Origin of the sequence: Geobacter metallireducens GS-15 (assembly GCF_000012925.1) — a bacterium.
GTDB classification, from domain to species: Bacteria; Desulfobacterota; Desulfuromonadia; order Geobacterales; family Geobacteraceae; genus Geobacter; species Geobacter metallireducens.
The window spans coordinates 3,949,544-3,970,355 of record NC_007517.1 but is presented as its reverse complement, the minus strand read 5'-3'; the positions used below and the strand labels follow the sequence as shown (position 1 = coordinate 3,970,355).

Below are 20,812 nucleotides of genomic sequence, written 5' to 3'. Positions count from 1 at the left end.
TTAGTGTAGCGGCATACCGGGCCATTTTCAACCAAAGAAGTTTGGACTTCCACGTAAAAACTGGCGTATCATCGGCACTAAATGGACGACACGACAGCCCTCTACATCCACATTCCTTTCTGTGTGCGCAAGTGTCTCTACTGCGCCTTCGCTTCCACGGACGAAGCCCCCCTCGCGATCGGGGAGTACACGGCGCTTCTCCTCCGGGAGATGGAACTTCGGGCCGCCGCGCTGGCATCCCCACTGCGCGCCACCACCCTCTATCTGGGAGGAGGAACCCCGTCGCTGTTGGAGCCCGACCTTGTCGGGAATATCATCGATGGCGCCGCCCGCCTCTTCTGGCTCGATCCGTCGGCGGAAATCACCCTCGAAGCCAATCCCGGCACCGTCACGGCCGACTCCCTCGCGGGGTACCGGGGCGCTGGGGTGAATCGCCTCTCCCTCGGGGTCCAGTCCTTCGACGACCGGATGCTGGAGCGCCTCGGCCGGGTCCATACGGCCCGGGAAGCGAAGGACGCCTTTGCCCTGGCCCGCCGGGCCGGCTTCGACAATATCGGTATCGATCTCATCCACGGGCTTCCGGACCAGAGTCTTGACCACTGGCGGGACCAGCTCCGGATGGCGGCAGCCCTTCGGCCGGGGCACATCTCCGCCTACGGCCTCACGGTGGAGGAGGGAACCCCCTTTGCCCGCCTGGAGGATCAGGGTGTATTGGCGCTTCCGGACGAGGATGACGCTGCCGCCATGTTCGAGGAGACGGCGGAGGTCCTGGCGGCGGCCGGCTATGAACAGTACGAGATTGCCAACTTCGCTCTGCCGGGACGCCGCTCCCGCCACAACCAGGTCTACTGGCGGCGGTGGAATTATCTCGGGTTCGGCGCCGGGGCCCACTCGTTCCTGCGGGAGCCGTTCCCCGGCATCCGCTGGCGCAACCCGGATGATCTCGGCACCTACGGATGCTCCCTGGCGGATGGGGTTCTGCCCGAGACGGACATTGCCCTTCTTGCGGAAGAGGACGCCATGGCCGAGTGGCTCTTTCTGGGGCTCAGGATGCTCGAAGGAATCGAGGAAGCGCGGTTTCGGGAGGAATTCGGCCGGCCCCTCATGGAGATCCACGGCACCGCCATCGAGGGGTTCTGCGCCGCCGGTCTCCTCGTGCGCGGGGGGGGGCGCCTGCGGCTCACCCGCCGGGGGGTAATCCTCTCAAACCGGGTCTTCGCGGCCTTTCTCTGACCGGTCCCACTGCCGGAAATCTCCGGAAATCTCCTTGACAAAGAAGAGGGGCGTTGTTACCTTTACCCCGTTAGCACTCACCAACTCTGAGTGCTAATCTTCTTTGTGGGGTCGGTATGGGAGAAGGGCTTTCAGAGCGCAATAAAAAGATCCTTGAGGCGATCATCGAGGACTATATTGTGACCGCCGAGCCGGTGGGAAGCCGGGCCGTCACGCGGCGGCACGGTCTCAACCTGTCGCCGGCCACGGTCCGCAACGCCATGGCCGATCTGGAGGAGATGGGGCTCCTTACCTCGCCCCACACCTCTGCCGGCCGTGTTCCCACTGACCGGGCGTACCGTTTTTACGTGGATTCCCTTCTGGCGGTGGGGCGCATCGACAAGGCCGAGCGGGAGCGGATACGGAAGCGCTACACCGGCGCGGGGCGCGACATGGGTGCGGTCCTCCACGAGACGACCCGGCTCCTGTCGTCGGTTTCCCACTACATGGGGATTGTCCTAGCTCCCCGCTTCTCCTCCACCACCCTCCGGCACATGGAATTCGTGAAGCTGGGGGGGCGCCGGATCCTGGCCATCCTGGTGGCCGATAACGGCGCGGTCCAGAACCGGCTCATCGAGTCAGAGGAAGAGTTCGCCGAGGCCGACCTGGTCCGGATGTCCAACTACCTGAACGAGCTTCTTCAGGGGCTTCCCGTCGCCCAGGTGCGGACCCGTATCCTGGAGGAGATGCGGAACGAAAAGGTCCTCTACGACACGCTCTTCTCACGGGCGCTCAAACTTTCGGAGCAGACCATCGTGGAGGGTAGCGCCCAGATCTTCATGGAAGGGCAGACCAACATTCTGGATCAGCCTGAATTCGCCGATGTGGGGCGCATGAAGGATGTGTTCCGGGCTTTCGAGGAGAAGAACCAGCTGGTGAACCTCCTGGACCGCTGCATCTCGGCCCAGGGAGTCCAGATTTTCATCGGTTCCGAGACCCACCTGAACCACATGGAGGGGTTGAGCGTCATCACCTCCGCCTATGTGTCGGGGAAAAACACCCTCGGCGTCCTCGGGGTGATCGGCCCGACCCGCATGGGGTACGGCAAGGTGATCCCCATCGTCGACTACACCGCGAAGCTTGTGAGCAAGCTGCTCGAAGACGAGTAGAGTAAGAAAGGAAAACCATCGTGGACAAAAAAAAGCACGGCTCCCACGCAGGAGCGCACCATACCGATGAGCCCGCAGCCGAAACCGTGGCCCCGGCAGCCGAAGGGGCACCTGCCGCCGCCGACCGAGTGAAGGAGCTGGAGGAGGCCCTGGCCGCCAAGGAGGCCGAAGCGGCCGCCAACTGGGATAAGTTTGTCCGGGAGCGGGCCGACCTGGAGAACTACCGCAAGCGGACCCAGAAGGAGAAGGAAGAGCTCCTCAAGTACGGCAACGAAAGCCTTATCGTAGAGATCCTCCCGGTGGTGGACAACATGGAGCGAGCCCTGGATCATTCCGATGATGATAGTGCCTCGGCGGTCATCGAGGGGGTCCGGATGACCCTAAACATGCTCCTGTCCACCCTGAAGAAGTTTGGGGTCACGGTTGTGGAAGCCGAAAAGGGAACCCCCTTCGATCCGGCGGTTCACCAGGCCATGTGTCAGGTGGAAAACACCGATGTGCCGGCCAACAGCGTGGTGGAGATCTTCCAGAAGGGGTACCTCCTGAACGAGCGGCTGATCCGCCCTGCCATGGTTTCGGTGTCCAAGTAGATTTTTTTCGCCGTCCCCTTGTTTTTCACCGGGGCGATAACTAGGTTCTGTCTCAGAGACACACTAAAGGAGGAACAGTAACATGAGCAAAGTCATCGGTATCGACCTGGGTACCACCAACTCCTGCGTTGCCATCATGGAGGGGGGGGAGCCCGTTGTCATAGCCAACTCCGAGGGGAGCCGCACCACGCCGTCCATGGTGGCCTTTGCCGAGAGCGGCGAGCGTCTGGTGGGACAGCAGGCCAAGCGCCAGGCAGTCACCAACCCGGAGAACACCCTCTTCGCCATCAAGCGCCTCATCGGCCGCAAGTTCGACACCGACGAGGTCCGCAAGGACATCTCCATCTCCCCCTTCAAGATCGTCAAGGCCGACAACGGCGACGCCTGGGTGGACGTACGGGGCAAGATGTACTCCCCCCCTGAGGTCTCGGCCATCGTGCTCCAGAAGATGAAGAAGACCGCTGAGGACTACCTCGGTGAGACGGTCACCGACGCGGTCATCACCGTGCCGGCCTACTTCAACGACTCCCAACGCCAGGCCACCAAGGACGCCGGCAAGATCGCGGGGCTCAACGTCCTGCGGATCATCAACGAGCCGACCGCTGCGGCCCTGGCCTACGGCCTCGACAAGAAGAAGGACGAGAAGATCGCCGTCTTCGACCTGGGTGGGGGTACCTTCGATATCTCCATCCTGGAGCTGGGTGATGGCGTGTTCGAGGTGAAGTCCACCAACGGCGACACCTTCCTCGGGGGCGAGGACTTCGACCAGCGGGTCATCGACTGGATCGCCGACGAGTTCAAGAAGGACCAGGGGATTGATCTCCGCGGCGACAAGATGGCCCTCCAGCGCCTGAAGGAGGCGGCGGAGAAGGCCAAGTGCGAGCTCTCCTCCTCCATGGAGACCGACATCAACCTGCCGTTCATTACCGCCGACGCCACCGGGCCCAAGCACCTCACCATGAAGCTCTCCCGTGCCAAGCTGGAGGCCCTCTGCGCCGAGCTCCTCGACAAGCTGGAAGGTCCCTGCCGCACCGCCCTCAAGGATGCCGGCCTCTCCCCCTCCGAGGTGGACGAGGTGATCCTCGTGGGGGGCATGACCCGGATGCCGGCCGTCCAGAAGCGGGTCCAGGAAATCTTCGGCAAGGCACCCAACAAAGGGGTTAACCCCGACGAAGTCGTTGCCATCGGCGCTGGCATCCAGGGCGGGGTTCTCCGGGGCGATGTGAAAGACGTGCTCCTGCTGGACGTGACGCCGCTCTCCCTGGGGATCGAGACCCTCGGCAGCGTCATGACCAAGCTCATTGACAAGAACACCACCATCCCGTGCCGGAAATCCCAGGTCTTCTCCACGGCCAGCGACAACCAGCCGGCGGTCACCATCCATGTCCTCCAGGGCGAGCGGGAGATGGCCTCCGACAACAAGACCCTCGGCAACTTCGAGCTGACCGGCATCCCGCCGGCACCCCGCGGTGTCCCCCAGATCGAGGTCACCTTCGACATCGATGCCAACGGCATCGTCCACGTGTCGGCCAAGGACCTCGGCACCGGCAAGGAGCAGTCGATCCGGATCACCGCTTCGTCGGGCCTCTCCAAGGAGGAGATCGACAAGATGGTCCGGGAGGCCGAGTCCCACGCCGCCGATGACAAGAAGAAGCGGGAGTTGATCGAGGCCCGCAACCATGCCGACACCCTGGCCTACTCCACCGAAAAGTCCCTCAAGGAGTACGGCGACAAGATCGGCGACGACGAGAAGAAGAAGATCGAAGAGGCCGTGGCCGCCCTCAAGAAGGCCATGGAAGGGGACGACGTCGACGCCATCAAACAGGCCACCGACGCCCTGACCCAGGCATCCCACAAACTGGCCGAGGCGGTCTACGCCAAGACCCAGACCGAGGGCGGAGCCCAGCCGGGCGCCGAGGCCGACGGCGACACCGGCGCCAAGGGTGGCGAGAAGGTGGTGGATGCCGACTTTGAAGAAGTGAAGGACGACAAGAAGTAATCAAAACACCACTGGCTGAAGGCAAAGGGGCCAGGGGCGCAGGGGGCGGTTATATCCCCCTGCCGTCCCTGGCCCTGAGCCGTTTGCCCTAAAGGATATCACTTGGCAGAAAAACGCGACTACTACGAGGTTCTCGAGGTCCACCGCAACGCGTCGGACACCGAGATCAAGAAGGCATTCCGCAAGCTGGCCATCCAGTACCACCCGGACAAGAACCCCGGCGACAAGGAGTCCGAGGAGAAGTTCAAGGAAATTACCGAGGCTTACGAGGTTCTCTCCGACTCCCAGAAGCGGGCCCAGTACGATCAGTTCGGTCATGCCGGCCTCGGGGCCGGCGGCTTTTCCTCTGGCGGCTTCGGTGGTTTCGGCGCCGGAACTCCCTTTGGCGACATCTTTGGGGACATCTTCGGCGATATCTTCGGGGGGCGTCCCCGGGGGAGCCGGGGACGGCGGGGGGACGATCTCCAGTACAACCTGGAGCTCTCCTTCGAGGAGGCCGCCTTCGGGGTGGAGAAGGAGATCCTGGTACCCTTCGGCAAGCGGTGCGACGAATGCGGCGGCAGCGGCGCCAAGCCCGGCACCGAGCCCAAGGTCTGCCCCACCTGCCGCGGCGCCGGCCAGGTCCGGTTCCAGCAGGGGTTTTTCAGCGTCAGCAAGACCTGCAGCCACTGCAATGGCGAGGGACGCGTGGTGGAGAACCCGTGTCCCACCTGTCGGGGGAACGGCATGGTGCGGGACACCAAGACCCTCTCGGTGAAAGTACCGGCTGGCGTCGAAACCGGCACCCGCCTCAAGATGACCGGAGAGGGGGGGCAGGGGACCAAAGGGGGGGGCAACGGCGACCTTTACGTGGCCATTGCCGTGAAGGAGCATCCAATCTTCACCCGGGAGGATAACGACGTCATCTGCGAGATCCCCATCAGCTTCGTCCAGGCGGCCCTGGGATGCGAGATGGAGGTGCCGACCCTTGACGGCAAGGTTTCCATGAAAGTCCCCGAGGGTACCCAGTCGGGGAGGATATTCCGCCTCAGGGGCAAGGGGGTTCCCCAACTCCAGGGGTACGGTCGGGGCGACCAGATGGTGGTCGTCAAGGTGGAGACCCCCTCAAATCTCAACAAGCGCCAGAGGGAGCTCCTTGAAGAATTCGCCCGCATCAGCGGCGAAGACGCCCACCCCATGAAGAAGAACTTCTTCGACAAGGTCATGGACCTCTTTAGCTGATCCCTCCAATGACCACGGCCGCCATCCCCTCAGGATGGCGGCCGTGCTTTAACCCTGTTTCGCCCCTCCCGAACGTCAGCCAGCCGTCTCCATTCGCCCTGCAAGAGGATAGCTCGCCTCGTGCCGGTGGATGGCCCCCTTTGCGGCAAGGATGCTCGAATAGAGGTGGAATGCGTCGACCGTGAACGGCTCGCAGTGGAAGGAGGCATTCCGCGCCAGGAAGGGGGCGACGTCACCCTCCCGGTGTTCCCTCAGGCGGGCCAGGGTGATGTGGGGTGAGAAGGGGCGCTCTTCGGCAAGGATGCCGGCTGCTACCATCGCCGCCTCAACCTTCTGCTGGAGCTGCTGGAGGGGGGCTCCGCCGCTGAGCCCCACCCAGAGAACCCGCGGACGCCGGGGGGAAGGGAAGCAGCCCACCCCCTGGAGGGAAAGGGGGAAGGGGGGAGAGGTGATCTCTGCCAGGCCGCGACGGATCGCCGCAGCGACGGCATCGTCCTCCTCGCCGATGAACCGGAGGGTCAGATGGAGTTGGTCCGGTGGAAGCCACCGCACTCCGGGGACTCCCCGGCAGATATCAGCCACTGACCGTTTGACCTCGTCGGGAAGATCGATTGCCACGAACAGGCGCATGACGCGCCTCCTTTCCAACCCGTCAGCGGGTGGCGATGCGCTGGTCGGCTCCGGATGTTCTTGCCCTGAAGCGCCCCGCAGAACCCGAAATCACCGTGCCGAACGGTTGCGACAGCCGGTTCAGCCGCTCGATAACCTCCGCTCCCTTGCGCCCCGCAAGGATGCCGGGCTGGTAGCGGGTCTCCCGGTGCAGAACGTTCAGGGGTACCAGTTCCACGGAGGTTTCTTCGTCGGAGAGGGTCAGCCGTGCCATGACGCTCCGATCGGCGGCGGTGCTCCGGCTGCCGAAGGCGAAGTTGCCGAGGCTGTAGAGAATCGGCTTTCCCCGGTAGAATTCGATCCCCTGGAGCACGTGGGGGTGGTGGCCGATGATGGCGTCGGCGCCGGCATCAATGGCCAATCGGGCAGTCTCCGTCTGGTACTGCTTCGGAAACTCTGCCCGTTCCGCCCCCCAGTGGAACGAGACCACCACGTAGTCGGCCTCCGCCTTCGCCCGCCTGATATCCTCCCGTACATGGGGGGCGTAGCCGGGGGCGGTGCCTGGCCGGTTCGGGCCAGCATAGAACTCCGACGGAAAGGTGAGGGAATAAGCGAGGAAGGCGATCCGCTTCCCCCGCACCGAGACCACCGCCTCCCGGCGGGCCTCGGCCAGTGACGCGCCGGCGCCCGTGTGGGCAATGCCGTGGCGGGAGAGGGTCGCCAGGGTGTCCTGGAGTCCCTCATTTCCGTAATCCATCATGTGGTTGTTGGCCAGGGTGAGGACCGAGAAGCCGGCCCGCTTCAAGGCTGCTGCAGCGATGGGGTTTGTCCGGAAACGGTACGTTTTGTCCCGGTACTCGGTTCCGCGCTCCGTAAGGGGGGCCTCCAGGTTCCCCATGGCAATATCGCCCCGCCGAAGTTCCTGGGCCGTCTTCGCGAAGGGGTAGTCGTATCCCGACCGGGAGAGGGTCGGTGTGGCGCTGCCGGCGAGCATGATGTCGCCGACGCAGGTGATGACGATTCCGTCGGCGCCCAGGGCCGGGACGGCAAGGAGGGTGACGATGGCGGCAAGCATAAGCCGGACCTGGCGCATGGGGACTCCGAGGGGGAAAACGGTTGACTCTTGGGGATACGGATGCTAAGAACTATAGCTTTAATGCCTGAAAAGTAAAGGACTTATCCATGCTTGACCCCAAACACCTGAGGGAAAATTTCGAGTCTGTCGAACAGCGTCTTGCCACCCGTGGCGGCGCGGTGACCTTGGACCGGTTCCGGGAACTGGACTCCCGTCGCCGGGAACTCCTCCGCGAGGCCGAATCCCTCAAGGCGGTGCGCAACGCCGCCTCCGAGGAGATCAGCCGGATCAAGGACAAGAGCCAGGCCCAGCCCCGCATCGCCGAGATGCGCGAAGTCTCCGCCAAGATCAAGGTTCTCGACGACGACCTCCGGGGGGTCGACGACGACCTCCAGGCGGTCCTCCTGACGATCCCCAATATCCCCCACCAATCGGTGCCGGTGGGCGCCTCCGAGGCCGACAACCGGGAGGTGCGGAAATGGGGTGAGCCTCCCCGTTTCGGGTTCACCCCCAGGCCCCATTGGGAGATCGGCGAAGGTCTCGGTATCCTCGATTTCGAGCGGGGAGCCAAGCTCACGGGCGCCCGCTTCACCCTCTACCGCGGTGCTGGTGCCCGGCTTGAGCGGGCGCTTATCAACTTCATGCTCGACCTCCATACGGAGAAGCACGGCTACGAGGAAACTCTCCCGCCATTCATGGTCAACCGCGAAAGCATGACCGGCACCGGCCAGCTCCCCAAGTTCGAGGAGGACCTCTTCCACCTGGACGGCACCGACTACTACCTGATCCCCACCGCCGAGGTGCCGGTGACCAATATCCACCGGGGCGAGATCCTGAAGGGAAGCGATCTTCCCCTCTCCTACACCGCCTACACCCCCTGCTTCCGGAAGGAGGCTGGCTCCTACGGCAAGGACGTGCGGGGTCTGATCCGCCAGCACCAGTTCAACAAGGTGGAACTGGTTAAATTCACCCATCCCTCCACCTCCTATGCGGAGTTGGAACGGCTTCTGGCCAATGCCGAGGAGGTGCTCCGCCAGCTCGGTCTCCACTACCGGGTGGTGGAGCTTTGCACCGGCGATATGGGATTCTCGGCCGCCAAGACCTATGATATTGAGGTATGGCTCCCGGCCCAGGATACCTACCGGGAGATCTCCTCGTGCAGCAACTTCGAGGATTTCCAGGCCCGTCGGGCGTCGATACGCTTCCGTGAGGACGACAAGGCCAAGCCCGAATTCGCCCATACCCTGAACGGCTCAGGGCTTGCTGTTGGCCGGACCCTGGTTGCCATCCTTGAGAATTACCAGCAGGAGGATGGTACCGTGGTGATTCCCGAGGTGTTGAGGCCCTACATGGGAGGATGTTCAAGCATCGGCCGTTAGATGCGGTGAAAAAATTAGGTTCTTCAGGGAATTCCGGGGAAGATTAATAAACAACAACGGCAGCACTGCGGTATCTTGATGGTTCCCCAACCAAAAAAGATCGCAGGAGGCTGCCGTTGTCGTATTCCGATGTTATCGCAATTGCGGGAGGGTGGGAAGGATATCGTGTTGCTGGGGCACGCACTATCGTCACAAGTGATGCCAAACGGATCGAGGTAGAACTGATTGCCCTGTCCCAGGATGAGATGGTGTGTGGCTCGTGCGGTGGGCGTTGCACAAGCGTCCATGAAACGACCAAGCGCGTAATTCGAGATTTGCCGATTCTCGATGCTCAGACTTATCTGATCGTTCACCGCCGCAGGCTGCTGTGCCCTCAGTGTGGGCCAACGCTGGAGCGTCTGTCATGGCTGGCGAAATACGCCCGCGTGACGCGCAGGCTTGCAGAGAGCGTAGCGCGACTGTGTGGTGTCGTGTCTGTGAAGCACGTGGCGCAGTATCTGGGGCTTTCTTGGGACCAGGTGAAGGAAATCGACAAGCGCTCACTCACAGAGCGGGTCGGCACCGTCGACCTCTCAAACATCGAAGTTCTCGGGATGGATGAGTTCGCCCTTCACAAGGGGCACCGCTATGCGACGGTTATCATCGAGCCATACCGTAAGGAAGTCTTATGGATCGGCAAAGGCAGGAGTCGCGAGAGTATCCGTCCTTTCTTCACGCAGCTTGGCCCACATGGCTGTAAACGGCTCAAAGCGGTCGTGATGGATATGAACGCATCATATGAGGAGGAAATCAAGCAGCACTCGCCCCAGGCAGACATAGTCTACGACCTGTTCCATGTGGTGGCGAAGTATGGCAGGGAAGTGATCGACAGGGTGCGAGTCGATGAGGCAAACCGCCTGAAGGAAGACAAGAAGGCACGGAAGGTAGTCAAAACATCGCGGTGGTTGCTGCTACGAAACAGCGAGAACGTCAAGGGCGACGACATGCTTCGCCTCCAGGAACTGTTGGAGGCAAACCGCAGCCTCCTTACGGTCTACCTGCTCAAAGACGATCTGAAGCAACTGTGGAAGTTTACCTGCATTGAAGAGGCGGGACTATTCTGGGAGCAGTGGCACCAAAGGGCGATGGAGAGTGGAATACCGCCACTCATCCTGTTTGCCCGCCGGCTAAAGGGCTATCTCCAAGGAATCCTCAATCACTGCCTCTGGCCCCTTCACACCGGAATCCTCGAAGGCATCAATAACAAGATCAAGGTGATCAAAAGAATGGCCTACGGCTTCCGGGATCACGAATACTTCTTTCTCAAGATCAGGGCCGCTTTCCCCGGAATTCCCGGATGAACCAAAAATTAATTGCGTGACCACGGAAAGTATGCTAAACAGGACGTTCCGTGTGGCTGCGTAGGGCGGATAATAAGGTTGGATCGGTTGGACTCCCGGAGGAGTGGCCGAGTGGTTTAAGGCGGCGGTCTTGAAAACCGTTGAACGAAAGTTCCGTGGGTTCGAATCCTACCTCCTCCGCCATTATCAGATATGAGTTTAAGGGAGAGATGGCCGAGTAGGTCGAAGGCGCTCGCCTGCTAAGCGAGTATACTGGGAAACCGGTATCGAGGGTTCGAATCCCTCTCTCTCCGCCAGTTGACAGCGCGACGGCGGTGCCGGCGCGATTCGGATTGAGGAGGCCTTGTGGGGTCGGTTTTCAGGCTCTTTGTGGTAGTTGCCATGGTAATGGCAGCGGTTGCCGGTTGCAGCAAGAAGGAAGAAGCAAAGCCTGAGGGAATGGCATCTCCCCATGGGGAGGCGGCGACAAAAAAGAAAGAATCGGTAGTTGTCGTCCCTGAAAGCGTCAAGGGGAAGTGGAAAGCGGTCAAGATCGCCGTCACGGATAAGGCTGTCAACAAGGAAGCCGTTTACACGGTAAATATCGGCTCTCAGCTTGCAATTCCCGGCTCGGGACTTACCATTGCGGTGGACACGTTCCTCCCCCAATTTACCATGGATGGAACGACCCTGACGTCCCAGTCCAATGAGCCGAAAAACCCGGCAGCCCAGATCCGAATCATTGAAGGTGGAAAAGAAGTTTTCAAGGGATGGCTTTTTTCGCTGTATCCGACGACCCATTCATTCAGTCATCCCAAGTACGGTTTTACGCTGGTGGATTTCATTCCTGCCAGTTAATGCATGCGCGCTCGTAGCTCAGCTGGATAGAGCACCAGACTACGAATCTGGGGGTCAGGAGTTCGAATCTCTTCGAGCGCGCCATTTTTACAAGAGGGGTTACGGCAAGAGCCGTAACCCCTCTTCTTTTCAGGCGTGGGGCGCCCACCTGACAGCGTGACCGGTTGAGCGATGAATGTGGCCGAAATGGTACGAAACCTGCTAGTCTTATGCCTTGACGAGTTGTTCATAGCTACTGTTCTCTTGATGGAGTCATACGTGAAATCACATATCCCCTACATGCGGCGCCGGGTTGTAGCCGTTGCGGCGTGCGGCGTTCTCTTCCTGCTGTCCGTTCTGCCAGGATGCAAGTTCAACAAGGCACAACAGGAGAGCAGTCGTTCCGTTGAGACGTTGGAGTCAACGGCGATTGCTGGAAAGAAGACGGTTGCTCCTCCTCCCCAACCAGAAGAGCCACGCTTTAAACCTGTTTCCAGTTCGAGGGTTGCCACGCCGAAGAACCGGTACCGGACCGGCGAGAACCCCGAGGTGGCCGCGCAGGCCGGATGGCCCGTGAAGAGCCCCAACCCGTTGCCGGGGGCGATCCTTCCCGGGAGGCGCATCGTTGCCTATTACGGGAATCCGCTTTCAAAGAAGATGGGGGCGCTGGGCGAACATCCGAAGGATGACATGCTGCGGCGCTTGAAGGAAGAGGTGTCCCGCTGGGAAAAGGCGGACCCCTCGAAGCCGGTGCAACCGGCCCTTCATCTTATTGCAGTGGTAGCCCAGGGTGACCCTGGCAAGAGTGGCAAATACCGGATGGTCATGCCGGATGACGTGGTGAATCAGGTGCATGAATGGGCACGGGAGGCCAATGCCCTCATGTTTATCGATATCCAGACGGGGCACGAGAACATCAGGACGCTTCTGCCGCGCTTCGAGTGGCTCCTGAAAAATCCCGACGTTCATCTGGGCATCGATCCTGAATTTAACCTTGTCAAAAGCGGGGCGAAGCCGGGGACGAAAATCGGCACCTACGATGCTGCCGATATCAACTACGTCACCGAGTATCTCAGCCGCCTGGTAAAGACCAATAACCTCCCTCCCAAGGTGCTGACGGTACATCGCTTTACCCGCAACGGCGTCACCAATGCACGCAAAATCACCCTCCGGCCCGAAGTGCAGATCGTCATGCACATGGACGGCTGGGGCGCACCTTCGCTGAAGCGCGATTCCTATGCCGACTATATCGTGGCAGAGCCGGTCCAGTATACGGGGTTCAAGCTTTTCTACCACAATGACACCAAGAAGGGAGACCCGATGATGACCCCTCGCGAGGTGCTCATGCTGGATCCGAAGCCCCTGTACGTTCAGTATCAATAACCGACGGAGAGGAACCGGATCGGATGGTTCGCCGTAAAGCCGAGGGAGTGCGGGACGACAGCTACTGGATGGGGAAGGCCCTGCGAGAAGCGGAAAAGGCCGCTGCCCGGGACGAGGTCCCCATTGGTGCTGTCGTTGTCAGAAATGGCGCAGTAATCGGTCGTGGGCACAACCTGCGGGAAAATAAGCAGGACCCCTCGGCCCACGCCGAAATGATAGCCATCCGTCAGGCCGCCAGGCGACTCGGGTGCTGGCGCCTTACGGGATGCGTTCTCTATGTGACCCTTGAGCCGTGCCTCATGTGCATGGGGGCCATCATCCTCGCCCGGTTCGACCGGGTGGTCTTCGGCTGCCATGATCCCAAGGGAGGCGCGGCCGGTTCCCTCTACGACCTCTCCGATGACCGCCGGCTCAATCACCGGGTTGAACTCACTTCCCGGGTGCGGGAAGAGGAATGTTCCGCAATCCTGAGCGGTTTTTTCGCCGATCTCCGCACACGGAAAAAGAAGGCCCGTCGCGCACCATCGGCCGGTATCTGATCTCTCCTCCTGTAAGCCTTTTCCTCCAGTAATTGACACAAGCGTGTAAAAATCATCCTTGCGGAGAGGGGGGAGAGGGATTACACTTTACTCCACTTTGGTACCCTCTATTACTCCATTCACGCCAGATATGACCGGCGTCCGCCATCCCGCAACGAAAACAAGGAGGAGAGCGCATGAAGAAAATCGGAGTTGTCCTTTCCGGCTGTGGTGTTTACGACGGTAGTGAGATTCACGAGGCGGTTTTTACCCTGCTTGCCATCGACCGGAACGGGGCAGAGGCGGTATGCCTGGCGCCCGACATGGAATTTCGCGAGGTGAACCATCTCACCTCCCAGGAGACCGGCGCCGTCCGCAATACCCTCGTGGAGTCGGCCCGGATCGCACGCGGCAAGATCAGGAACGTGGCGGAGATTGCGGCTGCCGACCTGGATGCCGTCGTCTTTCCCGGCGGTTTCGGGGCGGCAAAGAACCTTTGCAATTTCGCGGAGAAGGGGGCAGATGCGGCCATCCATCCCGAGGTGGCGCGGCTTATCCGGGAGATGGCCCTCGCGAAGAAGCCCATTGGCGCCATCTGCATCGCTCCGGCTCTCATCGCCGCAACCCTCGGCCGTGACTACAAGCCGAAAGTGACCATCGGGACCGACGCCGGCACGGCGGCAGCAATTGCCGCTACGGGGAGCGAGCATGTTGATTGTCCAGTTACGGAATTTGTGGTGGACCGGGAGAACAAGATTGTCACCACCCCCGCCTACATGCTTGCCAACCGGATCTCTGAAGCGGCCGAAGGGATCGAGAAGGCGGTGAAGACGGTCATCGACATGGCGTGAAGACGGTGCGCCAGCACATTCTAATCAAGGAGGAGAAAGGATGAAGCGATTGGTAACCGTGGCATGGATTGTTGTGGCTGTTGCCGGCCTCAGCGGCACGGCGCTGGCCGACAGCATCAAGGGAAAGTTGGGCGTTACGGGGCGGCTCGGTGTTTACCTCCCTGCCGAGAGTGATTTTGACGACCGCAAGTTGGAGACCGACGTCGGGTTCATCGGCGGAGGCGGGGTGATCTACGGCATTACCGATAACATAGCGGCCGAGATCGACGTGACGCATACCGAATTCGGCTCCAACCGCGTTTCGGGACTGGACGAGGGGGACTTTGAGGTTGTGAACGTCTCCCTGGGGGGGCAGTATCGATTCCTGTTGCCCCAATCCAAGTTTGTCCCTTACGCAGGGGGTGGTCTCGACATCCTGCTGATCGATTATACGCGCCCTTCGGGCACAAAGGCCCATGTGGACACGGGAGTTGGAGTCCATGTCAACGGGGGTGTTGATTATTTCGTCACCAGACAGCTTGTGTTGAACGCCGAGGTCAAAGGGGTTATTGCTCCCGAGGTCGACATGACGGCGGAAGGCAGACCGGGAAATTTTGACCCGAGCGGCGTTGCCGGTACCGTGGGTGTAAGATTTTTCTTCAATTAGCTCATTTCTGGAGGGGCGGCCCGGCTGCCCCTCCGACACATCTCTCCTTTTTCGCATCGCTACGAAAATGTGCTGGGGCGCTTCGCGCCGCTGCGAAATGCCCGATGCCGCGTCACTGTCCCTCCTCCAGATGTAAATGCCCGCCGTACAACGATCCGCGTGTTAACAGAAATATAATGTGACCTGATATGATGTAAAATATGAAACTGTAGTAAAATGATATACACATAAGGAACATTGCCCGAACTGCCTGTAACCACTGAAGAAAAAACCATAAGATGCGAAGCGGGCATCTGCTGGCACGATTTGTGTAGTTTAATTCTGCGCAAAGGAACATGGAAGACGTCGAAAATGCGTCGTCAATTCTTTGCCAGGCCAGTGGTTGCGGGAAAATTTCCCGACCTGTTATACGTCTTGAAGTGGACAGTAGACAGAAGGGTGGGTTTATGGACACGACAGTTATTGATGAGGCTATTGACAAGTACGTGAACGAGCGGATGAAAACGGGGAAAAAGTCGGCGGCGGACCGGTTCATCTCCTATGCATACCTGAGATATGCAGGGGACGAGCTGGCTGAATTCCTCAAGAAGGTGCGGGGGCTTTCCCGCTACTATGTTGATTTCCTTACGCTCATGGAGAACCCCTTCAAGGGTCCGGAACTGGCGTGGTTTGCCTCCATGATCACCGTGGGGGTCGTCTCCTGCTACATGATGGGAAACGAGGATACCCGAATCGCCGGAATCTTCGTTTTTTCCGGCACGTTGGTCCACGCTTTGTCTCTGCTCAGGATGGTGGCGAAGAAGTGGCGTGAGATCGGCGTCATGATTGCCATCTACCGCGAGATCATCGAGATCGTGGAACGGGAAGCGAAGACCCTGGCGTAAAGCCGGAAAAGAGGGTTGCTCGCATCATCCGGCGCGAGCCCTCTCCGAACGTCCTTTCTCCGGGCGGCCATGCAGGCCGCCCTTTTTTGTGCCGAAGAACGGGGAGAGGTCAGTGGGGTTCCTTCAGGTCGAAGATTGGGAAGATGCGGGAAAGGAGCCAGAAGAGGGCGAAGGGGATAGAGCCCACCATGAGGGCGCCGAAGAGCCCCTCCTTGAAGGTCTCCATGTCGTGGGGCCAGATCGGCATGTGATAGTGCATGAACCCGGCAAAGGAGGCGGAGAAGGCCTGGCCGCCGATGACCACGTTCCACCGCATCATGAAGACCCCGAAGAGGACGAGGACCGTCCCGACCACCGCCCGGCGGACCGTGAGTCCCGGCATGAGGAACAGGATGAAGGGAACCAGGTTCCCGAGCCCGTACTGGAGGATGAAGATTGAGGTGAAGTCCTTGCCGTAGATGACGCTTCGGAGGATATCCCACGATTTGACCGCCGTGTACCCCCGGAAGATCAGGTCGAGAAGCTCCAGGGTGATGGCGAGGATGAGGAACATGATGAGATACCTGGAGGTCATCGTCACCACCTGGGTCTCCACCCCTCCCAGTTCACCGGGGGAGGGGAGGGAGGGGTTCTCCTTCCACCGCCAGGCAATGATGAGTTTTCTCAGCTCCATGGTGATGACGTAGGTGAGAATGCAGAGGGCAATCCCCGAGACCACCGCCGAGCAGATGAAGATGACCGGCATGAGCGGCGTCATCCAGAGGGCGTTGGCCTTCACCGAGCCGAAGATGAAGCCGGCGTAGCCATGGAGAAAGCAGGCCACGGGAATGCCGACCGCGGCCAGGATCTTCACCGCCCTCTCGTCCTGCTCCAGGGCGTGGTGGCTCACGTCCCAGGCTCCCATCACGAGGATCGAGTAGAGGCCCATGAGGAAGGTTTCGGAGAGGGTGCGGTTCGGCTTCAGGCGCAGCTCCCGGGCGGTGGTGACGAAGTAACCACGGTAGACGAACCAGAGCTCCGAGGCGACGATCATCCCGTAGGTGAGGAAGACAATCCCGAAGGCGGCGATGGCCGAGGTGAAGTGGGGGGTCATGAGGACATTGAGGTTCCGCTGGGGCTGCTGGAGGTGGAGGAGGAGCGGCATGGGGGCGCAGGGGAGTAGGGCGAAGGAAAAGACCAGGGAGAAACGGGCGATCTCCTTCAGCTTCGTGACGCCGAAGACGTGGTAGAGGGACGACAGCACGAAGGCCCCGGCCACAAGACCCGTGAGGAACGGGTACATGACGATCTGGATGGTCCAGTAGATATACTCGTTGGGATAGACGAAGAGCTCCTTAACGGTCCAGGCTTCCCCATGCAGCATGGCTAGCGTACCTCCTTGGACAGGCCGATGTAGTAGACCTGGGGCTTGGTTCCGTACTCCTCCTTGAGGATGCCGACCCGCTCGGTCATGATCACCTTGGTGACCGGGTCGTCGGGGTCCCGGAGGTTGCCGATCTGCCGGGCCCCGAAGGGGCAGGCGTCGACGCAGGCCGACTTCATCCCCTTGGTGATCCGGTGGTAGCAGAAGTTGCATTTCTCCGCCGTCTTGTGGACCGGGTGGAAGAAGCGGACCCCGTAGGGGCACCCCATGATGCAGTAACCGCAGCCGATGCACCACTTCCGGTCCACGAGCACCACCCCGTCCGCCGTGGCGTAGGTGGCCCCCACGGGACAGACCTGAACGCAGGGGGGATTCTCGCACTGGTTGCAGAGTTTCGGCACAAAGAAGGCCTTCTCGATCTCCTCGTCCTTCACCTCCCGGAACTTCCCTTCTCCCACCTCGATTTTCTTCGTGGTGAACCCATCCCGGGCCGCCTTGGGGGAGTCTATCAGGACTTCACCGTCCTTCTTCACCACATAGCGCTCCACCCAGGTGCGGGAAACATTGGCCTCATAGGGTACCTCGTTCTCCAGTTTGCACGCCTTGACGCAGAATCCGCAGCCGACGCACTTGTAGGCATCCACCAGGAAGGCCCAGCGGAGTTCCGGCTTTGCTGCCAGAAGCTGTTTCGGGTCGATGAGGTGTAGGGCCGCCGCCGGCACCGCCATGCCGGCCACGACAACCATGCTCCGCTTGAGAAACTCGCGTCTATTCATGGCGTTTCAGCTCCTCCAGGTTCGGGTGGTGGGGGTCGTGGCAGAGGCTGCATTCGGCCTCGGGATTGTGGGTCTCGGGATCGATGCCGCGGATCTTCGACCTGCCGCTGGATGGTGTGTCGAGCTTGGCGTGGCACCGGATGCAGAGCTTGCGGCTGTGGTCGATGGTGAGAGTCGGCGGGTCTTTCGGGTGGTCCAGGGCCGGCCCGTGGCAGTTTTCACACTGCAGGACACCGTGGGGGGAGCGGCCGATGCTCTCCACCTTTTCCCCGTGGCATTCCTTGCAGTATGCCTTGGTCTTGTACTTGACCGTGACCTTCTTCCACTCCTCCTCGTTTCCCTTGCGGTGCCAGCCGTACATGTAGCCCCGCTCTCCGATGCCGAAATCCGCGGGAACCACGAAGACCCTGGCAACGAGGATGAGGATGACGAGACCGAGAGCCACGAACAGGGGGCGCCAGACATGACTTTTCACCGGGTTGCCTCCTTGAGAGATGTGAAGGAAAAGCTGATCGCTAAGCCGATTTTGATGTTGTGTTTTGTTGATTGTATAAGTAGTGAAAGGCTATTGCAATAGGCTGGTTCGTAAATTTTCTGAAAAATATAACGATGTTATTTTATTTTAATGCTGCATGTCCCCTTCCCGATCCTGGGCGCACTCTCGGTGGCGACTATCCTGATCTCGCCGTTGCCCATGTCGTAGACCCAGCCGTTAAGGGTTAGTTTTCCCTCTTCCACGGCCCTGCGGACAAAGGGGTATTCGCGCAGGTGTTCCAGCTGGAGGCGGACATTCTCCTCCACGATCAGCTTCATCCGCTGCTCATGGGGAATATCTATGTGGAGCGCCCGGAGCTTTTCGTCGACCCGTTCCTTTGCCTTGTAGGCGTTGATGAGCCAGATGGGAATGTATTTGTCGTCGCTGTTTTCCTCGTCGAGGGCCTGGATGCCGCCACAGCCGTAGTGGCCGCAGATGACGATGTCGGGGATCTTCAGGTGGTTGATGGAGAATTCCAGGACAGCGGAGAGGTTCCAGTCGTTGGCGGCGACGATATTCCCCACGTTGCGGTGGACGAAGACCTCGCCGGCCTTGGTCTGGGTGATGGTGTTGACCGGCACCCGCGAGTCGGAGCAACCGATCCAGAGAACTGTCGGTTTCTGTCCCCGCGTCAGTTCGACAAACAACTCCTTCTCCTTCTCGAACGTCTCGGCCACGAAGCGCCGGTTTCCTTCCAGAAGCGTGGTAATCACGGAATACCCCCCACATCCCGCATTGCCCGGAGGGTGTCGAGGATTGCGGCGGGCTCCAGGCGCCGGGTATAGTCTGCATCCACAAAGGAAAGCCGGACGGTCATGGTCCGGTCGATGACGAAGGTGCCGGGGAGAGGGAGTTCCCAGGAGTCGTCGCCGTTGTACTCGGCCAGGTCGACGCCGAAGCCCAGGTAGATCCGCCGTACCTCGGCGCCCACCGGGTAAACGAGGCCGAAACGTTTCGCGACACGGTTCCCCACGTCGCTCAATACCTCGTATTCGAGGAAGTTCTTGAGGAGGGTCGCCTGGGTCTTGTCAGGGGTCTGGGGGGAGATGGCGAGGAGCTCTCCCCCCAGTAACTTGAGCTGGGGAAGGATTTTCTGGTAGGCCCGCAACTGCAGGCTGCAGTAAGGTCACCAGGCTCCGCGGTAGAAGGTGATTACCGAGGGCCCCCGAGCTGTGACCGACGAGAGGCGGACTTCCCGCCCCACGGCGTTGGGGAGGGCAAAATCCGGTGCAGGGGAGCCCACCTGCAGTGCCCGTTCCACGATCCCGGCGCGGATGAGTTCCTCCGCAGACCGATCCATGGCGGTAACGACGTCAGGAGATGCCGTTGCCCTGAAGTTTTCCCGAATCGCGTCAAGCTCCTTCTGGAGCTCGAAAATGAAGGTCGGCTGCTCACCGTCCATGGGCCGCCTCCCGTGCAGGGGCCGACAGGCACTGTGTAGTCTGAATCGGGGTGTGGCGGAACAGTTATCTGTCGGCCGGGCTGGAAGAATGCAAACGGTGCCTCTGGGCACCGGTCATGGGAGAATTCCGGTCAGGCGACCCGGGAGAGGTTGTTTTCACGCCGGCGCCGTTCGGGGCCGCCATAGGATGTGTCGCCGCTGTGGCGGACCTGGTCGCGACTGACGGTCACCCATTCGTTGCCCCGGTGGAAGGCGGAAATTTTGCCCGTGGCGATGTACTCCTCAAGGCGCCACGCCTTCACCATGTCGTAGGTGTTGTCCTGATATCTGACCCGTATGAGCATCCGTGCCACCTCCTGGAAAAAAGATTGGTCGGAACGGTCGACTATGGTCACATTCTAACAGTGAAGGGGCTGCTGTCAAACGGCCGGTCATTCTCCCCGGGTAGGCTTTTCGGATTTCGGGATTGTCCGCCAGTTCCCCGGCCGGACCCTACGGACGGTTTCCAGCACGTATGCCCGGTGGGCGATATAAAGGGCCATGTGGCGGAGGTGAGTGCCATGGTGTAGCAAAGGTCATCGGGGTAATACTTTGTCCTTGTGCAACGTTACCGATGGTCCTATGGGCAAGTGTCGAAAATTATTACATAAAATTTCATTAACGCCGCTAAGTTCGTCGAACGCCTTTACAGTGGGCACATCCTTTAATCAAAAAAGAACTGTTTATTGGCATGTTATAATCTGGAACGCACATTGCATTAACCTTGATTAATTGCATAAAGGCTTTGCCACGGATGACGCTTTCACCTCTCGGGAATCCTCTAACCATTCCCGAACATTCCTTATGCTGCAAATGCGGAGCCACTGTGAAGGCTCCATGCCCCACCGTTAGTCTTCTATGTAATCCCTATGTGCCATCAATGGTTTTTTCCGCTCAACTGATTGGAATGTAAAACAATCCGACAGGAGGTGATGTCTCATGAGGAATACAATGGCCTGAGACAGAAGTCGAGGGGCGTGTTTGCATGGTGTCAGTTGGCGGGAG

Annotated in this window: 21 protein-coding genes and 3 tRNA genes; 16 read left to right on the top strand and 8 right to left on the bottom strand. The window is 60.2% G+C overall.

Annotation, left to right across the window (positions count from 1 at the left end; genetic code table 11):
- Positions 1-81 precede the first annotated feature (81 nt).
- The 5 genes from hemW (at position 82) to dnaJ (ending at position 6,191) form a co-directional block, all read left to right on the top strand.
- Entirely contained in the window at positions 82-1,233 is a 1,152-nt protein-coding gene (hemW, locus tag GMET_RS17735; protein WP_004513691.1) for a radical SAM family heme chaperone HemW, read from the top strand.
- A gap of 116 nt (positions 1,234-1,349) precedes the next feature.
- Positions 1,350-2,381 (top strand): heat-inducible transcriptional repressor HrcA, encoded by a 1,032-nt coding sequence (gene hrcA / locus GMET_RS17730; RefSeq protein ID WP_004513690.1) that lies wholly within the window; start codon positions 1,350-1,352, stop codon positions 2,379-2,381.
- A 20-nt stretch (positions 2,382-2,401) separates the two neighbouring features.
- Positions 2,402-2,971 carry a nucleotide exchange factor GrpE gene (gene grpE / locus GMET_RS17725; protein ID WP_004513689.1) on the top strand — a complete coding sequence of 190 codons (570 nt, stop codon included), beginning with the start codon at positions 2,402-2,404 and terminating at the stop codon, positions 2,969-2,971.
- A gap of 82 nt (positions 2,972-3,053) precedes the next feature.
- A complete protein-coding gene (gene dnaK, locus GMET_RS17720; protein WP_004513688.1) occupies positions 3,054-4,970 on the top strand; it encodes a molecular chaperone DnaK in 1,917 nt (638 codons plus the stop codon).
- A 102-nt stretch (positions 4,971-5,072) separates the two neighbouring features.
- Positions 5,073-6,191: a molecular chaperone DnaJ gene (gene dnaJ, locus GMET_RS17715; RefSeq protein ID WP_004513687.1), complete on the top strand. Its 1,119-nt coding sequence runs from the start codon at positions 5,073-5,075 to the stop codon at positions 6,189-6,191.
- Between the two features lie 75 nt (positions 6,192-6,266).
- Here the strand turns inward: dnaJ and thpR are convergent, their stop codons facing one another.
- Together thpR and GMET_RS17705 are read right to left on the bottom strand one after the other, a co-directional pair.
- Positions 6,267-6,821 (bottom strand): RNA 2',3'-cyclic phosphodiesterase, encoded by a 555-nt coding sequence (gene thpR, locus GMET_RS17710; protein ID WP_004513686.1) that lies wholly within the window; start codon positions 6,819-6,821, stop codon positions 6,267-6,269.
- A gap of 22 nt (positions 6,822-6,843) precedes the next feature.
- Positions 6,844-7,893: a CapA family protein gene (locus tag GMET_RS17705; RefSeq protein WP_004513685.1), complete on the bottom strand. Its 1,050-nt coding sequence runs from the start codon at positions 7,891-7,893 to the stop codon at positions 6,844-6,846.
- An 89-nt stretch (positions 7,894-7,982) separates the two neighbouring features.
- On the opposite strand from GMET_RS17705, the gene serS reads away from it, so the two are divergent.
- The 11 genes from serS to GMET_RS17650 all read left to right on the top strand — a co-directional run bounded on the left by serS (position 7,983) and on the right by GMET_RS17650 (position 15,692).
- Positions 7,983-9,254 (top strand): serine--tRNA ligase, encoded by a 1,272-nt coding sequence (gene serS, locus GMET_RS17700; RefSeq protein WP_004513684.1) that lies wholly within the window; start codon positions 7,983-7,985, stop codon positions 9,252-9,254.
- A gap of 116 nt (positions 9,255-9,370) precedes the next feature.
- On the top strand, positions 9,371-10,594 hold the full coding sequence (locus tag GMET_RS17695) for an ISL3-like element ISGme5 family transposase (protein ID WP_011365652.1): 1,224 nt from the start codon (positions 9,371-9,373) through the stop codon (positions 10,592-10,594).
- Positions 10,595-10,691: 97 nt separating this feature from the next.
- Positions 10,692-10,777, top strand: a tRNA-Ser gene (locus tag GMET_RS17690).
- 20 nt (positions 10,778-10,797) lie between these two features.
- Positions 10,798-10,890, top strand: a tRNA-Ser gene (locus GMET_RS17685).
- A 49-nt stretch (positions 10,891-10,939) separates the two neighbouring features.
- Positions 10,940-11,431, top strand: a complete 492-nt coding sequence (locus tag GMET_RS17680) for a DUF2155 domain-containing protein (RefSeq protein ID WP_004513683.1) — start codon at positions 10,940-10,942, stop codon at positions 11,429-11,431.
- 7 nt (positions 11,432-11,438) lie between these two features.
- A tRNA-Arg gene (locus GMET_RS17675) sits at positions 11,439-11,515 on the top strand.
- A 174-nt stretch (positions 11,516-11,689) separates the two neighbouring features.
- The gene (locus tag GMET_RS17670; protein WP_011366202.1) at positions 11,690-12,793 is read left to right on the top strand and encodes a hypothetical protein; all 1,104 of its coding nucleotides are present in this window, start codon (positions 11,690-11,692) and stop codon (positions 12,791-12,793) included.
- A 23-nt stretch (positions 12,794-12,816) separates the two neighbouring features.
- Positions 12,817-13,332: a tRNA adenosine(34) deaminase TadA gene (gene tadA / locus GMET_RS17665; protein WP_004513681.1), complete on the top strand. Its 516-nt coding sequence runs from the start codon at positions 12,817-12,819 to the stop codon at positions 13,330-13,332.
- A gap of 176 nt (positions 13,333-13,508) precedes the next feature.
- A complete protein-coding gene (gene elbB / locus GMET_RS17660; RefSeq protein ID WP_004513680.1) occupies positions 13,509-14,162 on the top strand; it encodes an isoprenoid biosynthesis glyoxalase ElbB in 654 nt (217 codons plus the stop codon).
- A gap of 40 nt (positions 14,163-14,202) precedes the next feature.
- On the top strand, positions 14,203-14,808 hold the full coding sequence (locus GMET_RS17655) for an OmpW family outer membrane protein (RefSeq protein ID WP_004513679.1): 606 nt from the start codon (positions 14,203-14,205) through the stop codon (positions 14,806-14,808).
- A 446-nt stretch (positions 14,809-15,254) separates the two neighbouring features.
- Positions 15,255-15,692 carry a GSU0071 family protein gene (locus tag GMET_RS17650; protein WP_004513678.1) on the top strand — a complete coding sequence of 146 codons (438 nt, stop codon included), beginning with the start codon at positions 15,255-15,257 and terminating at the stop codon, positions 15,690-15,692.
- A gap of 109 nt (positions 15,693-15,801) precedes the next feature.
- On the opposite strand, the gene nrfD is transcribed toward GMET_RS17650, so the two are convergent.
- From nrfD to GMET_RS17620, 6 genes are all read right to left on the bottom strand, one after another.
- On the bottom strand, positions 15,802-17,055 hold the full coding sequence (gene nrfD / locus GMET_RS17645; RefSeq protein WP_004513677.1) for an NrfD/PsrC family molybdoenzyme membrane anchor subunit: 1,254 nt from the start codon (positions 17,053-17,055) through the stop codon (positions 15,802-15,804).
- A 2-nt stretch (positions 17,056-17,057) separates the two neighbouring features.
- On the bottom strand, positions 17,058-17,831 hold the full coding sequence (locus GMET_RS17640) for a 4Fe-4S dicluster domain-containing protein (RefSeq protein WP_004513676.1): 774 nt from the start codon (positions 17,829-17,831) through the stop codon (positions 17,058-17,060).
- Positions 17,824-18,306 carry a cytochrome c3 family protein gene (locus GMET_RS17635; RefSeq protein ID WP_004513675.1) on the bottom strand — a complete coding sequence of 161 codons (483 nt, stop codon included), beginning with the start codon at positions 18,304-18,306 and terminating at the stop codon, positions 17,824-17,826. Before GMET_RS17635 ends, GMET_RS17640 begins: the two co-directional genes overlap by 8 nt.
- Positions 18,307-18,443: 137 nt before the next feature.
- Positions 18,444-19,079: a carbonic anhydrase gene (locus tag GMET_RS17630; protein WP_004513674.1), complete on the bottom strand. Its 636-nt coding sequence runs from the start codon at positions 19,077-19,079 to the stop codon at positions 18,444-18,446.
- Positions 19,076-19,768, bottom strand: a complete 693-nt coding sequence (locus GMET_RS17625) for a peroxiredoxin-like family protein (RefSeq protein ID WP_011366201.1) — start codon at positions 19,766-19,768, stop codon at positions 19,076-19,078. Before GMET_RS17625 ends, GMET_RS17630 begins: the two co-directional genes overlap by 4 nt.
- 131 nt (positions 19,769-19,899) lie before the next feature.
- Complete coding sequence (locus GMET_RS17620) at positions 19,900-20,112, bottom strand: GSU3473 family protein (RefSeq protein WP_004513671.1); 213 nt, start codon at positions 20,110-20,112, stop codon at positions 19,900-19,902.
- Positions 20,113-20,812: the final 700 nt, after the last annotated feature.